General features: G+C 61.8%; 21 protein-coding genes. 8 read left to right on the forward strand and 13 right to left on the reverse strand.

The window, feature by feature from the left end; all coding sequences use genetic code 11:
• Positions 1–34: 34 nt before the first annotated feature.
• From ACO2Q9_RS09815 to ACO2Q9_RS09840, 6 genes are all read right to left on the reverse strand, one after another.
• Complete coding sequence (locus tag ACO2Q9_RS09815) at positions 35–3,151, reverse strand: efflux RND transporter permease subunit (protein ID WP_423310718.1); 3,117 nt, start codon at positions 3,149–3,151, stop codon at positions 35–37.
• 9 nt (positions 3,152–3,160) lie between these two features.
• Positions 3,161–4,282, reverse strand: a complete 1,122-nt coding sequence (locus tag ACO2Q9_RS09820; protein WP_423310720.1) for an efflux RND transporter periplasmic adaptor subunit — start codon at positions 4,280–4,282, stop codon at positions 3,161–3,163.
• A 9-nt stretch (positions 4,283–4,291) separates the two neighbouring features.
• A complete protein-coding gene (locus ACO2Q9_RS09825; protein WP_423310722.1) occupies positions 4,292–4,867 on the reverse strand; it encodes a hypothetical protein in 576 nt (191 codons plus the stop codon).
• Positions 4,864–6,075 (reverse strand): TolC family protein, encoded by a 1,212-nt coding sequence (locus ACO2Q9_RS09830; protein ID WP_423310724.1) that lies wholly within the window; start codon positions 6,073–6,075, stop codon positions 4,864–4,866. Before ACO2Q9_RS09830 ends, ACO2Q9_RS09825 begins: the two co-directional genes overlap by 4 nt.
• Before the next feature lie 72 nt (positions 6,076–6,147).
• Entirely contained in the window at positions 6,148–6,477 is a 330-nt protein-coding gene (locus ACO2Q9_RS09835) for a hypothetical protein (RefSeq protein WP_423310726.1), read from the reverse strand.
• Between the two features lie 86 nt (positions 6,478–6,563).
• Positions 6,564–8,105: a hypothetical protein gene (locus ACO2Q9_RS09840; RefSeq protein ID WP_423310728.1), complete on the reverse strand. Its 1,542-nt coding sequence runs from the start codon at positions 8,103–8,105 to the stop codon at positions 6,564–6,566.
• A 352-nt stretch (positions 8,106–8,457) separates the two neighbouring features.
• On the opposite strand from ACO2Q9_RS09840, the gene ACO2Q9_RS09845 reads away from it, so the two are divergent.
• Positions 8,458–9,507, forward strand: a complete 1,050-nt coding sequence (locus ACO2Q9_RS09845) for a porin (protein WP_423310730.1) — start codon at positions 8,458–8,460, stop codon at positions 9,505–9,507.
• A gap of 82 nt (positions 9,508–9,589) precedes the next feature.
• Positions 9,590–10,279, forward strand: coding sequence for a heavy metal response regulator transcription factor (locus ACO2Q9_RS09850; protein ID WP_423310732.1), 690 nt, complete (start codon positions 9,590–9,592; stop codon positions 10,277–10,279).
• Here the strand turns inward: ACO2Q9_RS09850 and ACO2Q9_RS09855 are convergent.
• Both ACO2Q9_RS09855 and ACO2Q9_RS09860 read right to left on the reverse strand, forming a co-directional pair.
• On the reverse strand, positions 10,276–11,628 hold the full coding sequence (locus ACO2Q9_RS09855) for a heavy metal sensor histidine kinase (RefSeq protein ID WP_423310734.1): 1,353 nt from the start codon (positions 11,626–11,628) through the stop codon (positions 10,276–10,278). The genes ACO2Q9_RS09850 and ACO2Q9_RS09855 overlap by 4 nt on opposite strands.
• Positions 11,628–12,314, reverse strand: coding sequence for a heavy metal response regulator transcription factor (locus ACO2Q9_RS09860; protein WP_423310736.1), 687 nt, complete (start codon positions 12,312–12,314; stop codon positions 11,628–11,630). Before ACO2Q9_RS09860 ends, ACO2Q9_RS09855 begins: the two co-directional genes overlap by 1 nt.
• Before the next feature lie 170 nt (positions 12,315–12,484).
• Here ACO2Q9_RS09860 and ACO2Q9_RS09865 point away from each other — a divergent pair, with 170 nt between their 5' ends.
• The 3 genes from ACO2Q9_RS09865 to ACO2Q9_RS09875 all read left to right on the forward strand — a co-directional run bounded on the left by ACO2Q9_RS09865 (position 12,485) and on the right by ACO2Q9_RS09875 (position 14,318).
• On the forward strand, positions 12,485–12,892 hold the full coding sequence (locus ACO2Q9_RS09865) for a hypothetical protein (RefSeq protein WP_423310738.1): 408 nt from the start codon (positions 12,485–12,487) through the stop codon (positions 12,890–12,892).
• A 94-nt stretch (positions 12,893–12,986) separates the two neighbouring features.
• Positions 12,987–13,586, forward strand: coding sequence for a cation transporter (locus ACO2Q9_RS09870; RefSeq protein ID WP_423310740.1), 600 nt, complete (start codon positions 12,987–12,989; stop codon positions 13,584–13,586).
• A 54-nt stretch (positions 13,587–13,640) separates the two neighbouring features.
• On the forward strand, positions 13,641–14,318 hold the full coding sequence (locus tag ACO2Q9_RS09875) for a cation transporter (RefSeq protein WP_423310742.1): 678 nt from the start codon (positions 13,641–13,643) through the stop codon (positions 14,316–14,318).
• 43 nt (positions 14,319–14,361) lie between these two features.
• Here the strand turns inward: ACO2Q9_RS09875 and ACO2Q9_RS09880 are convergent, their stop codons facing one another.
• The 4 genes from ACO2Q9_RS09880 to ACO2Q9_RS09895 are packed head-to-tail and all read right to left on the reverse strand — an operon-like array spanning position 14,362 to position 16,396.
• Positions 14,362–15,060: an aquaporin gene (locus ACO2Q9_RS09880; RefSeq protein WP_423310744.1), complete on the reverse strand. Its 699-nt coding sequence runs from the start codon at positions 15,058–15,060 to the stop codon at positions 14,362–14,364.
• Between the two features lie 2 nt (positions 15,061–15,062).
• The gene (locus tag ACO2Q9_RS09885; protein ID WP_423310746.1) at positions 15,063–15,563 is read right to left on the reverse strand and encodes an arsenate reductase ArsC; all 501 of its coding nucleotides are present in this window, start codon (positions 15,561–15,563) and stop codon (positions 15,063–15,065) included.
• 15 nt (positions 15,564–15,578) lie between these two features.
• Complete coding sequence (locus ACO2Q9_RS09890; RefSeq protein WP_423310748.1) at positions 15,579–16,058, reverse strand: ArsI/CadI family heavy metal resistance metalloenzyme; 480 nt, start codon at positions 16,056–16,058, stop codon at positions 15,579–15,581.
• Positions 16,059–16,069: 11 nt separating this feature from the next.
• Complete coding sequence (locus ACO2Q9_RS09895; RefSeq protein WP_423310750.1) at positions 16,070–16,396, reverse strand: ArsR/SmtB family transcription factor; 327 nt, start codon at positions 16,394–16,396, stop codon at positions 16,070–16,072.
• Between the two features lie 47 nt (positions 16,397–16,443).
• Here ACO2Q9_RS09895 and arsC point away from each other — a divergent pair, with 47 nt between their 5' ends.
• Genes arsC through ACO2Q9_RS09910 form a run of 3 tightly spaced genes read left to right on the forward strand, consistent with a single transcriptional unit; the run spans position 16,444 to position 18,735 of the window.
• Positions 16,444–16,872, forward strand: a complete 429-nt coding sequence (arsC, locus tag ACO2Q9_RS09900; RefSeq protein WP_423310752.1) for an arsenate reductase (glutaredoxin) — start codon at positions 16,444–16,446, stop codon at positions 16,870–16,872.
• Complete coding sequence (gene arsH / locus ACO2Q9_RS09905) at positions 16,856–17,569, forward strand: arsenical resistance protein ArsH (protein WP_423310754.1); 714 nt, start codon at positions 16,856–16,858, stop codon at positions 17,567–17,569. The genes arsC and arsH overlap by 17 nt, the downstream gene beginning before the upstream one ends.
• A gap of 5 nt (positions 17,570–17,574) precedes the next feature.
• Positions 17,575–18,735 (forward strand): MFS transporter, encoded by a 1,161-nt coding sequence (locus tag ACO2Q9_RS09910; protein ID WP_423310756.1) that lies wholly within the window; start codon positions 17,575–17,577, stop codon positions 18,733–18,735.
• Between the two features lie 17 nt (positions 18,736–18,752).
• Here ACO2Q9_RS09910 and ACO2Q9_RS09915 read toward each other — a convergent pair whose 3' ends face one another.
• The gene (locus ACO2Q9_RS09915; RefSeq protein WP_423310758.1) at positions 18,753–19,751 is read right to left on the reverse strand and encodes a hypothetical protein; all 999 of its coding nucleotides are present in this window, start codon (positions 19,749–19,751) and stop codon (positions 18,753–18,755) included.
• Between the last annotated feature and the right edge of the window lie 99 nt (positions 19,752–19,850).

The raw sequence follows: 19,850 nt of genomic DNA on the forward strand, positions 1-19,850 counted from the left end.
GTGACTCCTTGTTGAAGTAGTTTGTGGTTGGAAATCAGAAGGCTTCGTTGCCCGAGGCGTTGTCGACAAGCCGCTCAATCGGCTTGCGGCCGAACAGCTTGACCATCGCGGGTGTGAGGAACGAGTCGAGCAGCGTCGAGGTGATGAGTCCCGAGAAAATGACCACGGCCACGGGGTTCAGGATCTCGGTGCCGGGCTGATCGGCTTCGAACAGCAGCGGCGCCAGCGCCAGTGCCGCCACCAGCGCCGTCATCAGCACCGGCGTGAGCCGCTCCAGCGAGCCGCGCACAAGCATCCTGTCATCGAAGTTCTCGTTCTCGTAGGCGCACAGGTTGATGTAGTGCGACACCTTCATGATGCCGTTGCGGATGGCGATGCCCGCCAGCGTGATGAAGCCCACGAGTGCGGCGACCGACAGTGGCTGACCCGACAGCCACAGGCCCACCACAGCGCCCACCAGCGCCAACGGAATGTTGGCCATGATGATGGTTGCCAGCACGGCCGACTTGTAGCGCGAGTAGAGGATCAGGAAGATCAGCACCACCGAAGCGATGGAGAGCAGGCCGATCAGGCGACTCGCGTCCTCCTGCGCCTGGAACTGTCCGCCAATGGTGACGAAGTAGCCTTCCGGCATCTGCGTCTGCGCGCTCACGTTGCGGATGTCGGCCACCACATCGCTGAGCGCGCGGCCCTGCGCATTGGCCGAGACCACGATACGCCTGCGTCCGTCGTCGCGGCTGATCTGGTTGGGGCCGTCGGTCTCTTCCACCGATGCCAGCAGCGACAGAGGAACGCGACCGCCGGGGGTGTCGATCATCATGTTGCGCAGGCCTTCGATGCCGCGTGCGGTCTCGGGCAGGCGCAGCACCAAGTTAAAGCGGCGGCTGCCCTCCACGATCTGGGTGATGCGTTCTCCGTCGATCATCATCTGCAGTTCTCGCAGCAGCTTCGATGGTGCGATGCCGTACCCCAAGGCTTTGTCGTAGTCCACAGTCACCTTGATCTGTGGCGTGAGCACCTGCTTCTCGACCTCCAGGTCGACGACGCCATTGATCGCGACGAGCTTCTCGCGCAATGCTTCTGCCTGACCGCGCAGCACATCCAGGTCATCACCGTAGATCTTGATGGCGATCTGCGTCCGCACGCCCGAGAGCATGTGGTCGATGCGGTGGCTGATGGGCTGCCCGATGCCAATGGCAGCGGGCAGGGCGGCGATGCGGCTGCGCATGTCAGCGTAGATTTCTTCCACACTGCGGTCACTGCGCTTGAGCTTCACATCCAACTCAGAGACATGCACGCCCTCCGCATGCTCGTCCAGTTCGGCACGACCTGAGCGACGGCCGACGTGCTCGACCTCGGGGACGGCCTGCAGTGCGCTTTCTGCGACCGCGCCGATGCGCGTCGACTCTGCCAGCGTGGTCCCCGGGTTGAGTCGCAGACCGACCAAGGCCACACCTTCGTTGAAGGGCGGCAGGAACGTGGTCGGGAAGAAGGGCACTGCCGCAGTCGCCAGCACGACGGCCACGGAACCCGCGATCATCCATCGGTTGGGCAGTGCCAGCACGCGCTTGAGTGCTCGCTCATAGCCCGACTTCACCCACGCCTGCACCTTGGTGTCGCCGTGGTCCAGCCCCTTAATCTTGGGCAGGAGGTAGTAGCACATGACCGGCGTCACGGTGACCGACACCATCATGGATGCGAGCAGCGAGACGATGTACGCCACGGCCAGTGGCTGCATGAGTCGGCCTTCGATGCCGGGCAGGAAGAAGAGTGGCAGCAGCACCAGCACGATAATGACCGTCGCATAGACGATGGCCGATCGCACTTCCAGTGTTGCGCGAGCGATTAGTTCCAGCGGCCCGATGCGCGCGCCGCCGCTTCCCGTTCGGTCGATCTTCAGCCTTCGCAGCACGTTCTCCACCCCGACCACCGCATCGTCGACCAGGCCACCGATGGCAATGGTGAGGCCACCCAGCGTCATCGTGTTGATGGAGAAGCCGAAGTACTGGAAGACGAGTACGGTAATCATCACCGACAGCGGAATGGCGGTGAGTGCGATGAGCGTCGTACGCAGGTTCATCAGGAAGGCGTACAGCACGATGGCGACCACTGCTGCGGCCATCAGGAACTTGCCCTGCAGTGTGTTCACCGAGGCTTCGATGAAGTTGGCCTGGCGCATGGTGACGATGGGCTTACCCATGCCAGGGGGCAGGCTGTTGCTGAAGGCATCGAGCGCCTGCTCGACGGTCTGGGTCAGTTTCACCGTGTCTGCATCGGGCTGCTTCTGCACGGCCAGAACCACGGCGGGTTTGCCGTTGTAGCCGGCATCGCCCCGCTTGATGGCGGGCGCGAACGCCACCGACGCAACCTGACTCAGGCTGATGGGCTGGCCGTTGCGATAGGCGACGGGCAGTCGTTGCAGGTCTTCGATGCGCGTGGTGCGGCCGATGTTGCGGATCAGGTATTCACGCGAGTTGAGCTCCAGAAAACCGCCGCTCGTGTTGGCCGAGAAACCTGCGAGCGACTGCTCGAGGTTCTCCAGCGTGATGCCCAGCGCGGCCATGCGTTGCGTGTCCGGCTGCACTTGGTACTGGCGCACCTCGCCTCCGATCGGGATGACCTGCGCGACCCCGGGAATGGTGAGCAGGCGAGGACGCACGACAAAGTCCGCATACTCGCGCACGGCCATGGGTGTCGTCTTTTCCGGGTCGATGGGCAGCGCCACCAGCATGATCTCGCCCATGACCGAGCTGATGGGGCCCATGGCCACATGATCGACGCCGGGCGGCAACTGCTCGCGCGCGGTGGCGAGGCGCTCACCGACCATCTGCCGCGCACGGTAGATGTCGGTCTTCCAGTCGAAGGTGACGTAGACGAAGGCGAGGCCGACGCTCGATACCGAGCGGATGCTCTCTACACCCGGGATGCCGCCCATGGCGGTCTCCAGCGGAAAGGTGATGAGCTGCTCGACTTCTTCGGGCGCCATCCCGCCGACTTCTGCCTGCAGGGTCACGGTGGGCTTGTTGAGGTCGGGGAACACGTCCACCGGCATCTGCACGAGCGTGAAAGCGCCGTAGAGCATCAGCACGATCGCGGCGATCGAGACGATCAGCCGGTTGTGCAATGAAAAATGAACCAGTTTGTCAAACATGGGAGTCCTTCATCGCACCTGGTTGATGAGCGCCGCGCCTTGCACGACGACGCGCTCACCCGGCTTGAGGCCATCGACGACTGCGACGGTCGCGCCATCCAGTGGTGTGGCCCGCACCGTGCGCGACACGAAGGTCTCCGCACCGGTGTGGACCCAGACGGCGTCCTGGTTGCTGGGGTTTTTCACCACGGCAGCCGCAGGCAGCGACACGCCCTTCACCTGCTGGCGCGTCTGGACGAGCACCTTGACCGGCTGGTTGACCGACAGCGGGACCGCCTTGGCGCCTTGCGTGCGGAACTGCAGCGGGATCGCGCCTTCGCGCTGCGCCCGGCCAGCGCCTGCCAGTTGTAAGGGCACAGAAACATTGGCCGCCGCTGTGGCGCTTGCCGAGGCGATGTCGTCCAACAGCGCGACGTCGAAGACCAGCGCCTCCACCATGAGGCGGGACGGATCGATGACTTCGAACAGGATTTCTCGGGCATCGACTACCTGACCGGCCACGACGTTCGCGGCCGAGATGACGCCGCTGATGGGGGCAACCAGTGTTTCCGTGGCGGACACCGAGCGCGACACAGCAGCTAAACGCTGCTGCAGGCTTGCGGCATCCGCTTGTGCGGCCTCGATCTCCTTTTGCGGAACGGAGCCTTCGAGCTGCTGCATGCGGGACGCGCGGCGGCGTGCAAGTTCCAGTTGGGACGACAGTTCTGCCACCTGGGCTTGTTGATTGGCCTGCTCAATGGCGCCGGCCGAGGAACGGACGACGGCAAGCACCTCGCCCTTGCGAACAGCCTGGCCCAGTTGCGGCAGGCCACGGCTGCCCGGCTCGATGCGTCCGGGTTGGAGCGGCTGAACGCGCCCACCGGCATTGGCGTCCATGATGACGCGACCGGTCAGCTCGACCGATTTTGCGAGCTGCTTCTCTTCGGTGACAAGGGTTCGCACCAGCAACTGGCGTTGCGACACCTTGGGAAGGAAAACGCTGCCGTCAGGCAGCCGCTTGGGAGCATTGCCGGAGGCGGCCGGTGCGCTGTCGCCATGGTCGTGGCCCGGGGCGGCCAGGACAGGGAAGGGGCTGGCTGCCATCAGGGCTGCGCCGGCAAGGATCGAAAGAATGAATCGGGAATTTTTCATACCGGCCTCTCAGGCTTGGGGTTGCGCGCTGTCGGACTTGCGGCGACTGGCGACGAAGAACAGGACGAGCGCAGCGAATGCCGCCGGCACACCGTAGACAAGCCACTTGCGCCATGCCGGCGCTGCCGCCTCGTCATGGTCGTCATGCACTTCGCCGATCTCCAGATGCGCGGCCAGCAGATCGGTTTCCCCGCCAGCGTCGATGACGAACGAGAAATCCAGCTCGCCCGGGTTCTTCAGCGCGGGCAACTGCACGGCATAGGTGCCGTCCTCCTGGGCTGTGGCGGTGCCTTTGCTGGCACCGACCTCGAAGTCGATCTTTGCGTTGGTGACGGGCTCGTTGCTGGAAAAGCGGTCGAGGAACAGCACGAGCTTCTCGCCCTCGACCACACCTACGAGTTCGAACAGGTCGGAGTGCGTGTTGAAGCGAGGGCTGCTCGGTGCCGACGAGGCGGCGGGCGCTTCACCATGGTCACCGGCCGCGAAAGCAGGAAGCGCGATGGCGGTCAGCAGCGTGGCGACAAGAGTGATGGTGACGCGTGAGGCGCGCCGGATGGCGTCCCCGATGGAAGAGCAAAAATTCATGGAAGCACCCCGAAGGCCTGGTTGAGTTTGGAGATGGCGCGCTGCGTTTCGACGCGGGCGCGCGCATGAGAGAGTTCGGCGTCGAAGCGCTCCGCTTCGGCGCGCAATCGAATCTGCAGGTCGCTCTCGCCCAACTGGTAGGACTTGGCGATGAGGCCATGCACTTCGCGCGCGAGAGTTTCCCGGTCGGCAGCCAGAGACTGCGCGCGCCGGGTTGCTGCAAGCTCTGCCTGAGCGGCATTGCGTTCGGCATCAACGGTGCGCGCGGCCGCCTGCGCCTGCGCCTGGGCTTCGTCCACCTCGGCGCGTGCAAGTGCGAGCTTGGGTGCGTTTCGACTTTCAGATCCGAACGGGATGCGAACCACGAAGCGGATGGAACGTTCGCTGCCCGCGCCGGCGGTGGGGCGCTCGCGCGTCATGCCCACGCCGAGTTCAATCGGGTCGCGCCGGTCTGCTGCGGTCAGGTCAAGGTTGGCCTGGGCGCTGCGCAGTTGCGCCTCAGCAGCAAGTTGCTCAGGATGGGGTTGGGATTGGGTGGATTCAGTCTCTTCAAGTGAGGCGACCGATGCAAGACCGGTGAGTGCCGCCCATTGCGCCTGTAGCCGATTGAGCGCTGCTTCAGTCTGTGCCAGCGCCGTAGACGATTGGTGCTGTGCGGCCAGCGCCTGCAGGTGATCTACGCGTGCCACTTCACCAGCGTCCACGCGGCGCTTGATGTCCGAGGCCAGTTGCTGCGTATCCTGCAGCTTGCGCTGCACGACGTCACGCTCGATGCGCGCGAGTGCGAACTGGGCGGCCAGATCCCGGACGTCGGCAGCGAGTGCCGCGCGTGCGCGCAATACCTGCAACTCGAGCGTGTTGCGCTCGGCATCGACCTGTGCCGAGGTTGCCCTGCGCACGGCAGGTGACCACACAGGTGCCGAGATCTCGGCCTCCATCTCACGCAGGCCTTCATTGGTGCCGACGGAATCGGTCCGGTGCGCGAGGGTCAGCGCGGGAGGGCCCGAGAACCATGACGCGGCCGCATTGCGACGTGCATCGAGTTCGGCCAGGCGGTTCTGCTGCGACCGGGCTTGGGGACTCAGGTTCCAGGCTGCATCAACAGCGGCCCGGAGGGAAACAGGAGCTGGTGTCTGCGCAACAGACGCGCTGGCGAAGGCCAGACAACAGGCTCCCACGGCCAGAGGCCGAAGAAAAATCGAAAGCATTCAGTTCTCCGAAAGTCATGGAAGACGATTCGGCGAACCGCAGAAAGAGGAAGGGAAGACTGCGGCCGCCGTTCAGGCGGCCGGCCACTTGGGCCTATCGAAGGGGGTTGGAACCCAGTTGAATGGCGCCGAATCAGCGCTGCGCAGGAAAACCTCGCGGACGGGAGACGTCACCATGGCGGTGCCGTATGTGGGAAGCAGGTTATGGACACCATGGCAGCCGTGGGCCCAAGGACAGCACGGGGTACTGGTGTCAGCGTCGGCGACAGTGTCTGCCCCGACTTCATGGGCCAACGTCTCGACTTCCAAATGCGCGGAGGCTTCGCCGATGCCATGGATGCCCGCGACTGCGACCTGCAGCGAGAGGACAAGGACAAGCAGCACCGACAACAGCCGTTTCATGGGTCGAGATGCTAACAAATCTCATCCGTCAGTTCCGTGTCTGGAACCTTACGCGGCTGTAATGTAGGGATTTCTGACCGTGCCACTCAGGCAGGATTCTCTGAAAGCGCGATCGACAGGACATCCTTGCTGCGATGCGCCCACTTCGAGCCGAGCCGCAGCGCGTCCCTTTCAACAGAAGTGGCCGTGGCGAAGTACGTCTCGTCACTCCAGCCCATGCGCTTAAAGGTACGTCGCTGGCTCAGTGAACGCTTGCGCAGGCTTCCCTCGATCGCACTGAAATCCTGGTTGTTGCTGGAAAAGAAGGTCGCTGCTGCATTCAGACACTCAAGTGCCTCTGGCGTCGTGGCGGGGATGGCACGGGGGGATGCGAGCCGCGCATGCGCGATGAAGGGATTGTGTCCAACCACCAGTCCCCAGTCCCGTTTGCCGGCTGACGGATCCACCGAGAGAGCCTCCTGCTTCGTGAGCCCGAAGTGCCTGGCAAGCCGAAGACGCATGGCAAGCCAAGGGTCAGTTGCCTGAAGCTCAGTGATGCTCGCCCAGGCCCAATCCTCATCGCCATCGATCGGCAGCACCAGCGATTGCATCAGGAACCCGGCGTGCCGGTCGCCATGGTCGGCAGCCGCGTGAAGCAATTCGATGGCCCGTTCGGTGGCCGTCAGTGTGGTGGCCTCCCGCATCAGGAGGGCACCTAAACGTCGCTGTGCTTCTGCGATGTCGCAGGCGGCTGCCTTCTCGAGACAAAAGCGGGCCAGTTGTGGGTTGGCGACCGAGCTGCGGTTATCCGAGCTGATCCGGTAGAGATGAAGCCAGGCGGTGGCCTCTCCGGCGTCTGCAGCACGCAGGAGCAATGCGGAACTCTTCCGAAAGTTGGTATTGCCGACAAGCCGTTGCCATGGCAGCGAGCCGCAGGGGATTCCGGCGAGTGCGCGTCCGAGCAGATAGCAGGCCGAGAGGTTGCCATGTGATGCTTGGTGCTCGAGCGCCGCCTGGACACTCGAGATCCCGATCTCACCCAGTGGCTGCCCGCTCAGTTCGGCCATCGCCACCACATCGACGACAGCCTTGTAGATGGTCTCTTCGGCCGCGTCCTCACCGTGCAGGGACACCGCCAGTGCATCGATCATTCGGGCCTGGTCGCCGCGTTCCTTGCAGATGGCGAATGCGGAGAGTGCCACGACCCGGGTATTCATGGGATAGAGGTGACACGCTTGGGTCATCAGTCCGAGCAATGCGGAGCTCGAGCCCTTCAGCTTCCTCCAGAGCGAAAGCAATTGCTGGCCTGCCTCATTCGATTGCTCCAGCAGGCGGATGCCGCGATCTTGTTCACCCGTTAGCAACTGCCACACGGCGAGCTTGTTGCCGGCCGTGGCTGAACGTGCTGCCGCAATTTGCAGTGCATCGAGCTGGCCATGTTCCAGAATTTCATCGAGCGTAAGTTGCTCCGCAACGATCACCGCCGCATCTGGTGTGGGTGAGCCAGCGCCGCGCAGATACTCGAGAGCCATGGGGATGTTGCGTGGAAGACCTTCGATTCCGGAAAGATACAGCCCCCCGATCTTGAGCCTCGCACCGAGGTCTCCCTGTTTCGCTAATAGTCTGAGCTGGATGTGATCTCTGCGCATGAATGGTCGTCTCTTTGAAAGTGATTGCAGGATCCCGCGACTCGTTCGCGATGACCTTCTGATTCAGTACGCGTCCATTATTTTTTCCAGGGGTTGACCGAAACATTGCCCCTCGATTACTTGCATGTAATCGGGCTGAAGAGGTGCTTGTGAGCTGTCAAACGTGCTCACTGGTTCTGTTGCATTTGCCAAACGCTGAGGTGCGGTGTCGCCGACCTCGTGCATGCATGTGCCATGCAACTCCGTGTACGGGGGCTGCCGTGCGCCGAAGTTCTTTTTAGATTCGACATCGATGCGCAACTCGCGGATCAGCTCCGTGCGCGGAGCTAACGTTCAACCTGGAGAACTTCTCATGAAAAAGACCTTGATCGCGCTGGCTGCACTCGCAGTAACCAGCGTGGCATCCGCCCAGTCGTCCGTCACGCTGTTTGGTGTCGTCGACGCAACCTATGCGGTTGGTAATGGCAGCATTGCCGACCGTACTCGCCTGCATAACTCAGGCCTGACCAGCTCGCGCTTTGGCCTGCGCGGCAAAGAAGACCTGGGCGGCGGCCTCTTTGCATCGTTCTGGCTGGAAGCCGGCATGAACAACGACGACGGCTCGGGCCAAGCGTCCAACACCAATAACCAAGCTGGCGGTGCTACCGGCGGCGGCGGACTTACCTTCAACCGTCGCTCGACGGTGAGCCTCGAAAGCGCATGGGGTGAACTGCGTCTGGGTCGTGACTACACCCCGCAGTTCTGGAACCTGGTGCAGTACGACCCGTTCGGTGTGGTGGGTGTGGGCAACACACTGACTTTCACCAACGCAATTACTGCGACGACCACCGCTCGTTCATCGAACGGCATCGGCTACATCCTGCCCTCCAACCTGGGTGGATTCTTCGGTGAGTTCCAGTACCACATGGGCGAGAACCTCAGCAACGCCGGCGCTACTGCTGACGACGGCGACGGTTACGGCGGTCGCATCGGCTATGCAGCAGGCCCGTTCAGCGTCGCGTTGGCGCTGAGCCGCACGGATTACGCTGCAGGCCAGGTTCGCCAGAACAACCTCGGTGGCGCGTACAACCTGGGATTCGCAAAACTGATGGCGCAGATCAGCAAGGATAGTGCTGGAGCGGCCGACGGTTCGGGCTGGCTGGTCGGTGGGCAAGTGCCTGTAGGCGCTGGCGAATTCCGCCTTGCCGTGTCCCAATACAAAGTAGAAGTCGGTGCAACGGAACCGCGCGCCCGCAAGCTGTCGCTGGGCTATGTACATAACCTCTCCAAGCGCACGGCGCTGTACGCAACTTTCGCGCGCGTGAGCAACAGTGGTGGCGCGACCACGGCGCTGAACGCCTCTGTGACGGGCGCCAATCAGTCGTCCACCGGCTACGACTTCGGCCTGCGTCACAGCTTCTAATCGAACGAGAAAAGTTTCATTGCAAGTCCTCCAATAGAGATACGAGGACCTTCGGGCCGCCGCAAGGCGGCCCTTTTTTCTTATGAAGATTCTGGTGATCGAGGATGAACCCAGGCTCGGCGAGTACCTGCGTAAGGGACTGGGTGAACAGGGCTTCGCAGTCGAGGTGGCGCTTGACGGCGTGGATGGGCGTCATCTGGCGACAGAAGGTGATCACGACCTGGTGATTCTCGATATTTCGTTACCTGGGATCGACGGCTTTGCCGTGTTGGCCGCCTTGCGGGCCATCCGGGATACGCCTGTCCTCATGCTCACTGGCCGCGACAGCGTCGAGGACAGGGTGCGCGGACTTCGTGCGGGCGCCGACGACTACCTCGTGAAGCCCTTTGCATTCTCCGAGCTTGTAGAACGGATCCGGGCCTTGCTGCGCAGGACGGGCATGGCTCACGCAGATGCGAATGTTCTGCGAGCTGCCGACCTCGAGGTGGATCTGGTGCGCCGCCGCGCCTCCAGGGGCGGACAGCAACTGCCGCTCACGGCCAAAGAGTTCTCCTTGCTTGTGCTGCTGCTGCAGCGTGCGGGCGCCATCCTTTCGCGTACGACGCTGGCCGAGCAGGTCTGGGACATGAACTTTGACAGCGACACCAATGTAGTTGAGGTGGCCGTGCGCAGGCTGCGCGCGAAACTGGATGATCCGTTCCCCACCAAGCTGATCCACACGGTGCGTGGCATGGGCTACGTGCTGGAAGACCGCTCAGAAGTGGTGGATTAGGTGTCTTGCGGCCTGGCGTTGACCGGCAAACTGAACCCGACGGAAGACCGTCCCTTTGAGCTGGATGCGATAGTGGTTCCGCCATGCATGCGCGCGATGGCCTCGACGATCGACAAGCCGAGGCCATGGTTCTCGCTGGCACGTTCCCGTGACGGATGGGCACGGTAGAAACGCTTGAACAGATGTGGCAGCGCATCGACCGGTATCTCCTCACCCTCGTTGGTGACCAGCACCCTCACGTCTTGCGCGTCGCGAATGAGCGCCACCACGATCTCGCTGCCTGGTTTCGCGTAGCGGATGGCATTGCTCAGCAGGTTGTGTACTGCCCTCCGGATCAGGCCGGGTTCGCAGACCAAACCGATTTCTTCGCCGTCCACCCGTGCAGTTAGATTGCGTTCCGCCAGTAGTGCTTCGTGAAACTCGATCACGGCGGCGACTTCCTGGCGGAGCGGTGTCACGCGGCCTTGCGCCCTGCTACCGTGATCCGCGCGTGAGAGAAACAGCATGTCGTTGATGATTGAGGCGATGCGCTGCAGCTCTTCCAGGTTGGAGTAGAGGATCTCCTGCAGTTCCTCTGTGGTTCTCGGCCGTGACAAGCCCATTTCGGTCTGTCCGATTAGCGTGGCAAGTGGGGTTCGCAGTTCGTGCGCGACATCAGCATTGAAGGACTCAAGCTGGCCATAGGCACGCTCTACCCGTTGCAGCAAATCATTGAACTGGTCGACCCATGGCTGCAGTTCCTGAATGGGGCGCTGCAGGCTCAGTCGCTGCCCGCGCTTCTCGGGGGCGAGCATCCTGGTTTGGTGGACCAGGCTTTTCACGGGCAGCAAAAAGAAACGCACCAAAACGAATCCGCCCAGCGAGATGATCGCAGTGCCGGCACAGGTGGAGACGACGAGGATCAAGGCCAGCCTCTGGAGGAGGAGGGTGTTTTGCGACCGGTCGAGTTTCAACTGCCCGGTCGTGAACGTGCTGGCAGATCGAGGAAAGCTCAGTGGTTCTTCCCGGATGTTCACGGACTTAGTTGGCATTTGGTTGCGGCTTCGATAGCTCTCCTTGCCTTCGGTGTCGAACAACGTCAGCTGGATGTCTTCGTGGCTGAGCAGAAACTCGTCGAGCTTGTGGTACATCGCTGCTGCATTTCCGCTCGACGACGCCTCGGCGACAAGATGCTGGACAAGATTGACCTTGCGGTCGATCTCCGTACGCTCGCGGCCGGCCAACGATAGCGTCATAGCGAGGTAGATCGCCAGACTCAGCACGCCGAGGCCAGCCAGGGTTTGGACGGCCAACGCCAGTGAGAGGCGGGCCCCCAGCGAGTACGGTTTGCTGTCCTGGATTTCGGCCATCAAAGGGACCTGTCCTCGAGTACATAGCCCATGCCCCGCACGGTGTGCAGCAACTTCTGGGCGAATGGGTCGTCGATCTTGGCGCGCAGGCGCCGGACAGCGACTTCCACGACGTTGGTGTCGCTGTCGAAGTTCATGTCCCAGACCTTTTCGGCCAGGGTAGTGCGGCTCAGGACCTCGCCGCGACGCTGGATCATGAACGACAGCAGCGTGAATTCCTTTGCCGTCAGATCAAGTCGCTCGCTTTGGCGCGTAACCTTGCGGCGGATGAGGTCGATCTCCAGGTCCGCCATACGCAGCACCGTGGGCTCGAAACTGCCGGTGCCGCTCCCACGGCGCAGAAGTGCATGCACTCTGGCCAGCAGTTCAGAGAACGCGAACGGCTTCACGAGGTAGTCGTCCGCGCCCTGCTGCAATCCGCTCACGCGGTCTTCAATGCTGTCCCGGGCTGTCAGCATGAGCACGGGAAGTTGGCGCTTGGCATCCCGGATGCTTTTCAGGATGGACAGGCCGTCAAGTCCCGGCAGCATGATGTCGAGGATCAGCAGGTCATAGTCTCCTTCCATGGCGAGGTGCTTGCCGTCCACGCCATCGCGCGCAACATCGACGACGAAGCCGTTCTCTCCAAGCCCCTTCTGCACATAGTCCGCGAGCTTGCGCTCGTCCTCGACAACCAAAATTTTCATGCCGTGAAGCGTACAGGCTAAATGGTGAGGCACAGAGCACCTTGCACATTTGTAATGTTCGTGTGCGGGTCATGACGAGGCCCAGATTGCAGACTTCATCCCACGTTGCTGATCCAGCGACGAAGGCGCCGAAAGGCGAGAACGTATTCACCTCATCCAAGGAGATCTTCATGAACGTCCGCAAAGTCCTCATCCCTGTTGCCATCGCTCTGGTCGCAGGTTCCGCCTCCGCCAATACGCTTTGGCATCATGCCGACAACACCATCGGGTACACGGAACACCCGGATCACGTCGCCAAGTCGGGCGTGACCCGACAGCAAGTGCTCCAGGAGTTCGAGGCCGTGCGAAAGACACCTGAATGGCAGGCTCTCCATGCTGAAGGGCCGGCGGACATGGCATTCACCTCCACGAAATCTCGGGAGGAAGTAAAGGAGGAGCTGCGTGTTGCGATGCAGGACCCCGCGTGGCGGCTGATGCAGACCGAGGGGGGTTGGGGTAACCTCCCATCGAATCTGGCCTTGTCGCCCGGTGAACAGGCGCCGCGCGTGTCTGCAATTGATGGCGCAACCGTTCGCTAACAGCTTTCGTTTTGACTGCGCTTCAACCCGGAGAGCGCAAAATAGCCCGGCAGGTCAGCCCTCCCGGGCCTTTTCTGTTTAGAGGGATACATCCATGAGTTCGGATCACGCGGCATTGGACGCCAGCGACAATGCTCAGCGGCGTGTGCTGCTTCAAGTGCTGTTGCTAAACGCTGGCCTCTCAGTCGTTTTGTTGATTGGCGGTCTGCTCTCTGATTCCAGCAGCTTGCTCGCCAATGCCCTCGACAACATGTCTGATGCTTTGGCCTATACGGGCAGCTACTTCGCGGTGTCGAAGTCGGACAAATGGAAGCGCGTCGCAGCAGGGGTGACCGGTGTCATGCTGTTTGTTCTTGCGATTGGAGTCATCCTGGATGCCACGCGCAGGTTTGTGGTCGGCTCGCAGCCTCTGGGACCTGCCATGATTTCACTTGCAATTGTGGCCACCATCACCAATGCGTGGAGCATCTGGCTCCTCAAGAAATTCCGCCAGTCCGACGTGAATCTACGGGCTGCGTGGACGATGAGCGTCAATGACTTCGCTTCCAACCTCGGAATTTTCTTCGCAGGTGGACTGGTGTGGTTTCTGGGGTCGAACTGGCCCGACTTGGCCGTAGCCATCGGTGTAGCGCTCGTGGCGACCTACGGCGGTGTCAAAACATTGAGAGATGTCCTAAAACAACAGCCCACTTGACCTTCAAGTAGCTTCATAGTTTCCAATAAAGCTATTCCAACAGATTCTTCGCGTATGTCAGCCTGCTGCTCCAACGACACATGCTCCGCTACCCCGGCTGTCGACCCCGTCTATCGACGGGTGTTGTGGATCGCCTTGCTCTTGAACGCCTTGATGTTTGTCGTGGAGTTGGGCGCGTCTTGGCGATCCGGCTCTGTGTCTTTGATGGCCGACTCGATCGACTTCTTTGGTGATGCCGCAAATTACGGCTTGAGCTTGGCGGTTCTGGGCATGGGATTGGCGACAAGAGCGAAGGCGGCGATGGTGAAAGCCGCATGCATGGGCGCGTTCGGCATGTTTGTAATTGGGCGTGCCGCTTGGGGTGCTCACGTCGGGGCACCACCTGAGGCCGTCACCATGGGTGCGGTTGGATTCTTGGCGTTGCTCGTGAACGCTGGCGTGGCGTTGATGCTGTTCAGGTTTAGGACAGGAGACTCGAACATGCGCTCGGTCTGGATCTGCTCGAGAAACGATGCCATCGGCAACATCGCAGTGATGCTGGCGGCACTCGGTGTATTTGGAACGGGGAGCGCTTGGCCAGACTTGCTCGTTGCGGCCATCATGGGCATTCTCTCGCTGACAGGTGCTTGGACCGTCCTGGTTCAGGCGCGCGTCGAATTGCGTCCGAGCCAATCGAATCAAGCGCCCGTGCCCATGCAATTCGTCAAGCTCACAAAACCTGTTCGCAAGTAAGAGAAAGATGCTCTTTGTGGTTGGCCGCAGACCGCGTCGAAGTTCAGTCGATCGGTGCACTGCGGGAAGAGGTCTTGTTCTCGGGGCCGCTATTCAGCACACATGCGATGGTTGCGCCAATGATCCCGCCAGCCAACTGTGCGACGAAGAAGGCTGGCGCGTCTGCCGGTGCGATGCCCGAGAAGGTGTCACTTAGCATGCGACCCGTGACAGCAGCTGGATTGGCGAACGACGTGCTCGCCGTGAACCAGTAGGCCGCGCCGATGTAGCAGGCCACCAGCGCACCGGCTCTGCCTGCGGGGGCTTTCAGGATCACGAAGAGCAGACCGGCAGTTGCAACCACCTCGGCAGTCCACTGCCCCCAGCCTGTCCGCATCTTGGTACTCGCCTGCAGAACGGGGAGCTCGAACATCAGGTGCGCGAGCCACGCCCCTGCGACAGCGCCGGCCAACTGGGCAAGGACGAACACCGTTACCCATATGTGCGGTCTCTCATGACCGGATTGCCCCCGCAACGCCAGCACCAGCGTGACGACCGGATTGAAATGGGCGCCGCTCACCGGCCCAAGCGTTTCGATCAGCACGTAGAGGGCGAACACGGTTGCCAGCGTGTTGGCCAGCAGCGCCACTGCCACGTTGCCTCCGGCCAGTCGCTCGCCCATGATCCCCGAACCGATCACAGCGCACAGCAGCGCCGCCGTGCCGACAAACTCGGCCAATGCGGCCGTACGCAAACCTGCCACGATCAACTCTTGGCGAGATCGCGCGCGGCTTGTTGCAGCATCAGCTTCTGGACACGGTCTTCCGGCAAGTTGACCAGCAGCTCCATCCTGCGGCGGATCGCGTGCAGCGTCTGGCGAAATGCCTCCAGTCGCTGCTCGTCAGTGCCTTCTACTTCAGAAGGATCTGCGTAACCCCAATGCGCTGTTGCGGGCTGTCCTGGCCAATAGGGGCACACCTCGCCTGCAGCGTTGTCGCAGACGGTGATCACCAGATCCATGTGCGGTGCATCCGGCTTTCCGAACTCGTCCCAGCTTTTGCTGCTGAGACCTTGGGTTGAGATTCCGGCACGTTCGAGCACCTGCAGTGCCATCGGGTTGGGCTTCTGGTTCTCCCTCGGGCTGCTGCCCGCAGAGAACGCCTTGAAGCGGCCCTTGCCGAGGTCATTCAGGGTTGCTTCGGCCAGGATGCTCCGCGCCGAGTTGTGGGTGCAGAGGAACAGCACGTTGATGGGTTTGTCGCTCACGAGAACTCCAGTGGTTTAACAGCAGGACTTGGTCTGCGTCTGCGCAGGCCGGGTTTTGACGAACTGAATTGGGGCCGGCGCGGCGACGCAACACGCGGGGCCGTCTGCGCGCTCGGACTTCTCGCTGAAGACGGGGATGTCGGCGAGCGTGTGGAACTGCTCCCACGCGATGCCCTGAGGATCAGTGACCCAGTACTTGTCGCTGCGTGCGTAGCAGCAGGTCGTCTCACCGTCATCTGCAACGGCCATGTCTGCTCGGTCCGCGTTTTCGCGCAGGACGGCCAGTTCTTCGCCGTTGTCGACCTGGATGCCGAGATGGTCGATCCCTGCTGCTGTACCCCTCGTGGAGATGGCGAAGTTCACAGGCGGATCCACCAGCATCCATTTCGCGTAGTCACTCTCCTGCCGCGCAGGCTGGGCGCCGAACATGGCCGAGTAGAACGCGATGTTTTTGCCAAGATCTTCGACATGCAGATGCACATGAAAGCGCTTCATCGAGAGTCCTTTCAGCAGGTGGTGCAGGCAGCACCAGGATCGACCGCACACGCTGCGCCTTCGCAGCAGTGCTCGGTGAGGTAGCCAAGCAGCCCGTTCATGGCCTCGAAGTTCGCGCGGTAAATCAGATTGCGCCCACGCTGCTCCACACCGACGAGGCCGGCATGGTTGAGTTCTTTGAGGTGGAACGACAGGCTGTTGGGCGCGATGCCCAGCTTCTCGGCTATGACTGACGGCGTCAGACCGTCCGGACCCGCGACGACCAAGGCGCGGAAGGCGCGCAGGCGTTGAACCTGGGCCAAGGCAGAGAGGGCAGCAACGGTGTTGGATTCGTCCATGAATTTAATACTACAATAATCGTTGAACTATTGCAATGAATGCGATCATGACTGTCCAGATCTTTCACAACCCTGCGTGCGGCACCTCCCGCAATACCCTGGCATTGATCCGCAACAGCGGGGTCGAGCCTGAAGTCATCGAGTATCTGAAGACGCCGCCTGGCCGCGAGACGCTGGTCTGGCTGATCGGCGAGATGGGCATCACGCCGCGAGAGTTGCTGCGCCGCAAGGGCACGCCCTATGACGAACTGGGCCTCGAAGCATCCACCTGGACCGACGACGAACTGATCGCGCAGATGCTGGCGCACCCCATCCTGATCAACCGGCCCATCGTCGTGACGGAGCTGGGCACGAAGCTGTGCCGGCCGTCCGAGTTGGTGCTGGACATCCTTTCCAATCCGCAGCAAGGGCCGTTCAGCAAGGAAGATGGCGAAGTGATCATCGACGCGAAAGGCCAGCGTGTCGTCAAGCCTTGATCTGCCGAACATCGAAGAAGCGTTTTTCCAGATTCCTGCACAGCGCAACCTGGGTGTGCAGCAGACACATGCCCCGCGCATCCTGCTGCTGTACGGGTCTTTGCGTGAGCGTTCTTACAGTCGGCTCCTGACCGAAGAAGCAGCGCGCCTGCTGAAGGCGATGGGTGCTGAAACGCGAATCTTCGATCCTGCCGGGTTGCCGCAACCCGACGGTGCGCCGGAGACGCATCCGAAGGTGCAGGAGCTTCGTGACCTCGCTCAGTGGTCGGAAGGCATGGTGTGGACTTCACCGGAGCGGCACGGCGCCATGACCGGCATCATGAAGTCCCAGATCGACTGGATTCCACTGGCCCAAGGCGCCATCCGCCCGACGCAGGGCAAGACACTGGCGGTGATGGAGGTCAGCGGCGGATCGCAGTCCTTCAATGCCGTCAACCAGATGCGGGTGCTCGGTCGCTGGATGCGCATGATCACCATCCCCAACCAGTCTTCCGTGGCCAAGGCGTTCCAGGAGTTCGATGAAGAAGGGCGCATGAAGCCGTCCGCCTTCTATGACCGTGTTGTTGATGTGATGGAGGAACTGGTCAAGTTCACGTTACTGACGCGAGGCGTGTCACCGTATCTCGTCGACCGCTACAGCGAGCGCAAGGAGAGTGCCGATGCGCTGATGCGGCGGGTCAACCAGCGGTCGATCTGAGAAGCATGCAAACGCGCGGCGCCACAGTTGCCAAGCTCGGGACGGCAGTCACCATTGCATACGCGTCAACCTATTACCTGCCGGCGATTCTTGCGAAGCAGATGGCTGCCAGCCTGGGGGTTGAGACCTCCACGGTGTTTCTCGCGTTCTCCGTGGCGCTTCTGGTCTCTGCGGTGGTCGGACCTCTGGCGGGTCGACTCGTCGATCGATACGGCGGCAGGCGCGTGCTGGCCGCCAACAATCTGGTGTTCGCTGCGGGGCTTGTTGCGCTGGCTTCGGCGCAAGGTTCCGCCAGCCTGTTTGCCGCCTGGCTGCTGCTCGGGCTCGCGATGGGCGCCGGGTTCTACGAGACGGCGTTTTCCACGCTCGTGCGGCTCTACGGAAAAGATGCCCGGTCGACGATCACCGGCATCACGCTGATCGCCGGCTTCGCGAGCACGGTGGGGTGGCCCCTGACGGCGTGGCTGGAAGCAAGTCATGGGTGGCGTATGGCGTGCCTGGCTTGGGCAGGCGTTCATGTTCTTGTGGCGCTGCCTCTGCACCTGTGGCTTGCACAGCCGTCGGGCCCCTCCATCGCAACGGTCGAGTCAACCCCGACTGCTCATTGCGACACAGCTGTTCGACGCAACGGGGTCGCTTGGGTGCTGGCATTCGTCTTCGGGTCGACCTGGTTCGTGAGCACGGCCATGGCTGCGCATCTGCCGCTACTGTTGCAGGCCAATGGTGTCAGTCTCGCCGCGTCGGTTGTTTTCGCGTCCTTGGTTGGGCCGGCGCAGGTGGCGGGGCGCCTGCTTGAACATGGATTGCTGCGCAGGTTCAGCCCGCTCATCTCGGCGCGCCTCGCATCGATCGCGCATGCAGTCGGAGCTTCGGTGTTCCTGCTTTTTGGAGTACCGGCGGGTGCATTCTTCACAGTCTTGCATGGCGCGGGCAACGGCATCATGACCATTGCCAATGGCACGCTTCCGCTCATCTTTTTCGGGCCGCTGGGATACGGGACGCGTCAGGGGTACTTGATGATGCCAGCACGATTTGCGCAAGCGGCGGCACCTTATTTTTTCGGACTGGCTATCGCGGCCTACGGGCCCCAGGCACTGGTGTTGTCCATTACGCTTGGTGCGCTGTCCTGCACGGTTCTGATGCTTCTCAAAGTGCCGCACGAATAGGTGGGCAGAGCAAGGCCTCACGCCTTCGCGGTCCAGCGCGTGAGTAGCTCGTCGACGGAGGGCAAAGCGCCATGCTCAATCGAAGTCATCAACGCGGATCGTGCGAGCGAGAAGGCTGCTATGAACTGCTTGCTGTCGGGCATACGCCCTGCATGCGCCGCTCCTCCACGGGCTTCGTAACTTGCTGCGATGTCGGTATACGCCCTGTCTCTCGCGCTGCCCGGTGGATGCAACATCGTGGCGAGGGCCTTGCATACCTTTTCTGTTATGCGCTGCTGCCCTGGCCGCAAAAGGGCTTCAATCGCTGCCCACGCGATGACGATCCCAGCACCGGGGTTCGCGATCGAAACCGCGCGGTCAAGGGTTTGGAGAGCCCGGTTGAAGACCGGGTCCTTCATCAGGGTCGCGGCGGCCTCAAGGTTGATGCGAACCCAGCGAAGGTCTTCTTCAGTTGGGGCTCTCAGGGGGGCCGTCCGCACAAGCGGAACTTGTAGCTCAATGGCAACGAGGTTGCTGATGTCAGGGTGATTCGCAATCTCTGAGAACGGTCGATCCGCAACAACAGGCACTCGCAGTGGTTGCCCCAACCGCAGACGTAGCAGTGCTACTGTGAACCATACGGTGTTCAACCTGTCGAAGCCCAGCGACTCCGTGTTTGCGGCCAGTTCAAGTTCAGCGTGGACTGTCAGCCCACCCTCGCCGAGCGCAGTCCAAGGACCTGGGTGCGGCAGTTCGGGGCGAGCTGGGGGTGCATACGCCATCAAGTAAGGGGCAATGACTCGGCAGTAGGTCTGGCGCAAGCGGAGACCGGGGAAAAGTTCAAACTCAGGCTGGGGTAGTTCCAGACCCCCGACGGCTGCATACAGAGCGTCCGAGTTGATATCGAAGCGGTCCTTAGTCGGCGGAACGTAGGTTCCATCGAGCGAGGCGCGGATGCGTTGAACCGCATCGCGCTCAGATGACGAGCCCGTGTTGGCGGCAGACTTGCGGTCTTCGTTCTCTCCAGTTATGGTCAAGACCTACCTCCGGGAGTGACTGGATATTTGATGCTTGTATGTTGATTGTTGCAGTAAGATTGTGACCCGCTCGCTGCACGCGGCGCCTTCACACGGCAG

The organism is Variovorax sp. VNK109, from assembly GCF_049445855.1.
In the GTDB taxonomy this organism is placed as follows: Bacteria; Pseudomonadota; Gammaproteobacteria; order Burkholderiales; family Burkholderiaceae_C; genus JAGOCV01.

Excerpts from the sequence above, each read along its gene's own strand:
- ACO2Q9_RS09890 (WP_423310748.1), bottom strand. The coding sequence starts at position 16,058 with ATGAAGCGCTTTCATGTGCATCTGCATGTCGAAGATCTTGGCAAAAAC.
- ACO2Q9_RS09875 (WP_423310742.1), top strand. The coding sequence starts at position 13,641 with ATGTCAGCCTGCTGCTCCAACGACACATGCTCCGCTACCCCGGCTGTC.
- ACO2Q9_RS09870 (WP_423310740.1), top strand. The coding sequence starts at position 12,987 with ATGAGTTCGGATCACGCGGCATTGGACGCCAGCGACAATGCTCAGCGG.
- ACO2Q9_RS09855 (WP_423310734.1), bottom strand. The coding sequence starts at position 11,628 with ATGGCCGAAATCCAGGACAGCAAACCGTACTCGCTGGGGGCCCGCCTC.
- ACO2Q9_RS09815 (WP_423310718.1), bottom strand. The coding sequence starts at position 3,151 with ATGTTTGACAAACTGGTTCATTTTTCATTGCACAACCGGCTGATCGTC.
- ACO2Q9_RS09835 (WP_423310726.1), bottom strand. The coding sequence starts at position 6,477 with ATGAAACGGCTGTTGTCGGTGCTGCTTGTCCTTGTCCTCTCGCTGCAG.
- ACO2Q9_RS09845 (WP_423310730.1), top strand. The coding sequence starts at position 8,458 with ATGAAAAAGACCTTGATCGCGCTGGCTGCACTCGCAGTAACCAGCGTG.
- ACO2Q9_RS09830 (WP_423310724.1), bottom strand. The coding sequence starts at position 6,075 with ATGCTTTCGATTTTTCTTCGGCCTCTGGCCGTGGGAGCCTGTTGTCTG.
- ACO2Q9_RS09895 (WP_423310750.1), bottom strand. The coding sequence starts at position 16,396 with ATGGACGAATCCAACACCGTTGCTGCCCTCTCTGCCTTGGCCCAGGTT.
- ACO2Q9_RS09910 (WP_423310756.1), top strand. The coding sequence starts at position 17,575 with ATGCAAACGCGCGGCGCCACAGTTGCCAAGCTCGGGACGGCAGTCACC.
- ACO2Q9_RS09825 (WP_423310722.1), bottom strand. The coding sequence starts at position 4,867 with ATGAATTTTTGCTCTTCCATCGGGGACGCCATCCGGCGCGCCTCACGC.
- ACO2Q9_RS09820 (WP_423310720.1), bottom strand. The coding sequence starts at position 4,282 with ATGAAAAATTCCCGATTCATTCTTTCGATCCTTGCCGGCGCAGCCCTG.
- ACO2Q9_RS09865 (WP_423310738.1), top strand. The coding sequence starts at position 12,485 with ATGAACGTCCGCAAAGTCCTCATCCCTGTTGCCATCGCTCTGGTCGCA.
- arsC (WP_423310752.1), top strand. The coding sequence starts at position 16,444 with ATGACTGTCCAGATCTTTCACAACCCTGCGTGCGGCACCTCCCGCAAT.
- ACO2Q9_RS09840 (WP_423310728.1), bottom strand. The coding sequence starts at position 8,105 with ATGCGCAGAGATCACATCCAGCTCAGACTATTAGCGAAACAGGGAGAC.
- ACO2Q9_RS09850 (WP_423310732.1), top strand. The coding sequence starts at position 9,590 with ATGAAGATTCTGGTGATCGAGGATGAACCCAGGCTCGGCGAGTACCTG.
- ACO2Q9_RS09860 (WP_423310736.1), bottom strand. The coding sequence starts at position 12,314 with ATGAAAATTTTGGTTGTCGAGGACGAGCGCAAGCTCGCGGACTATGTG.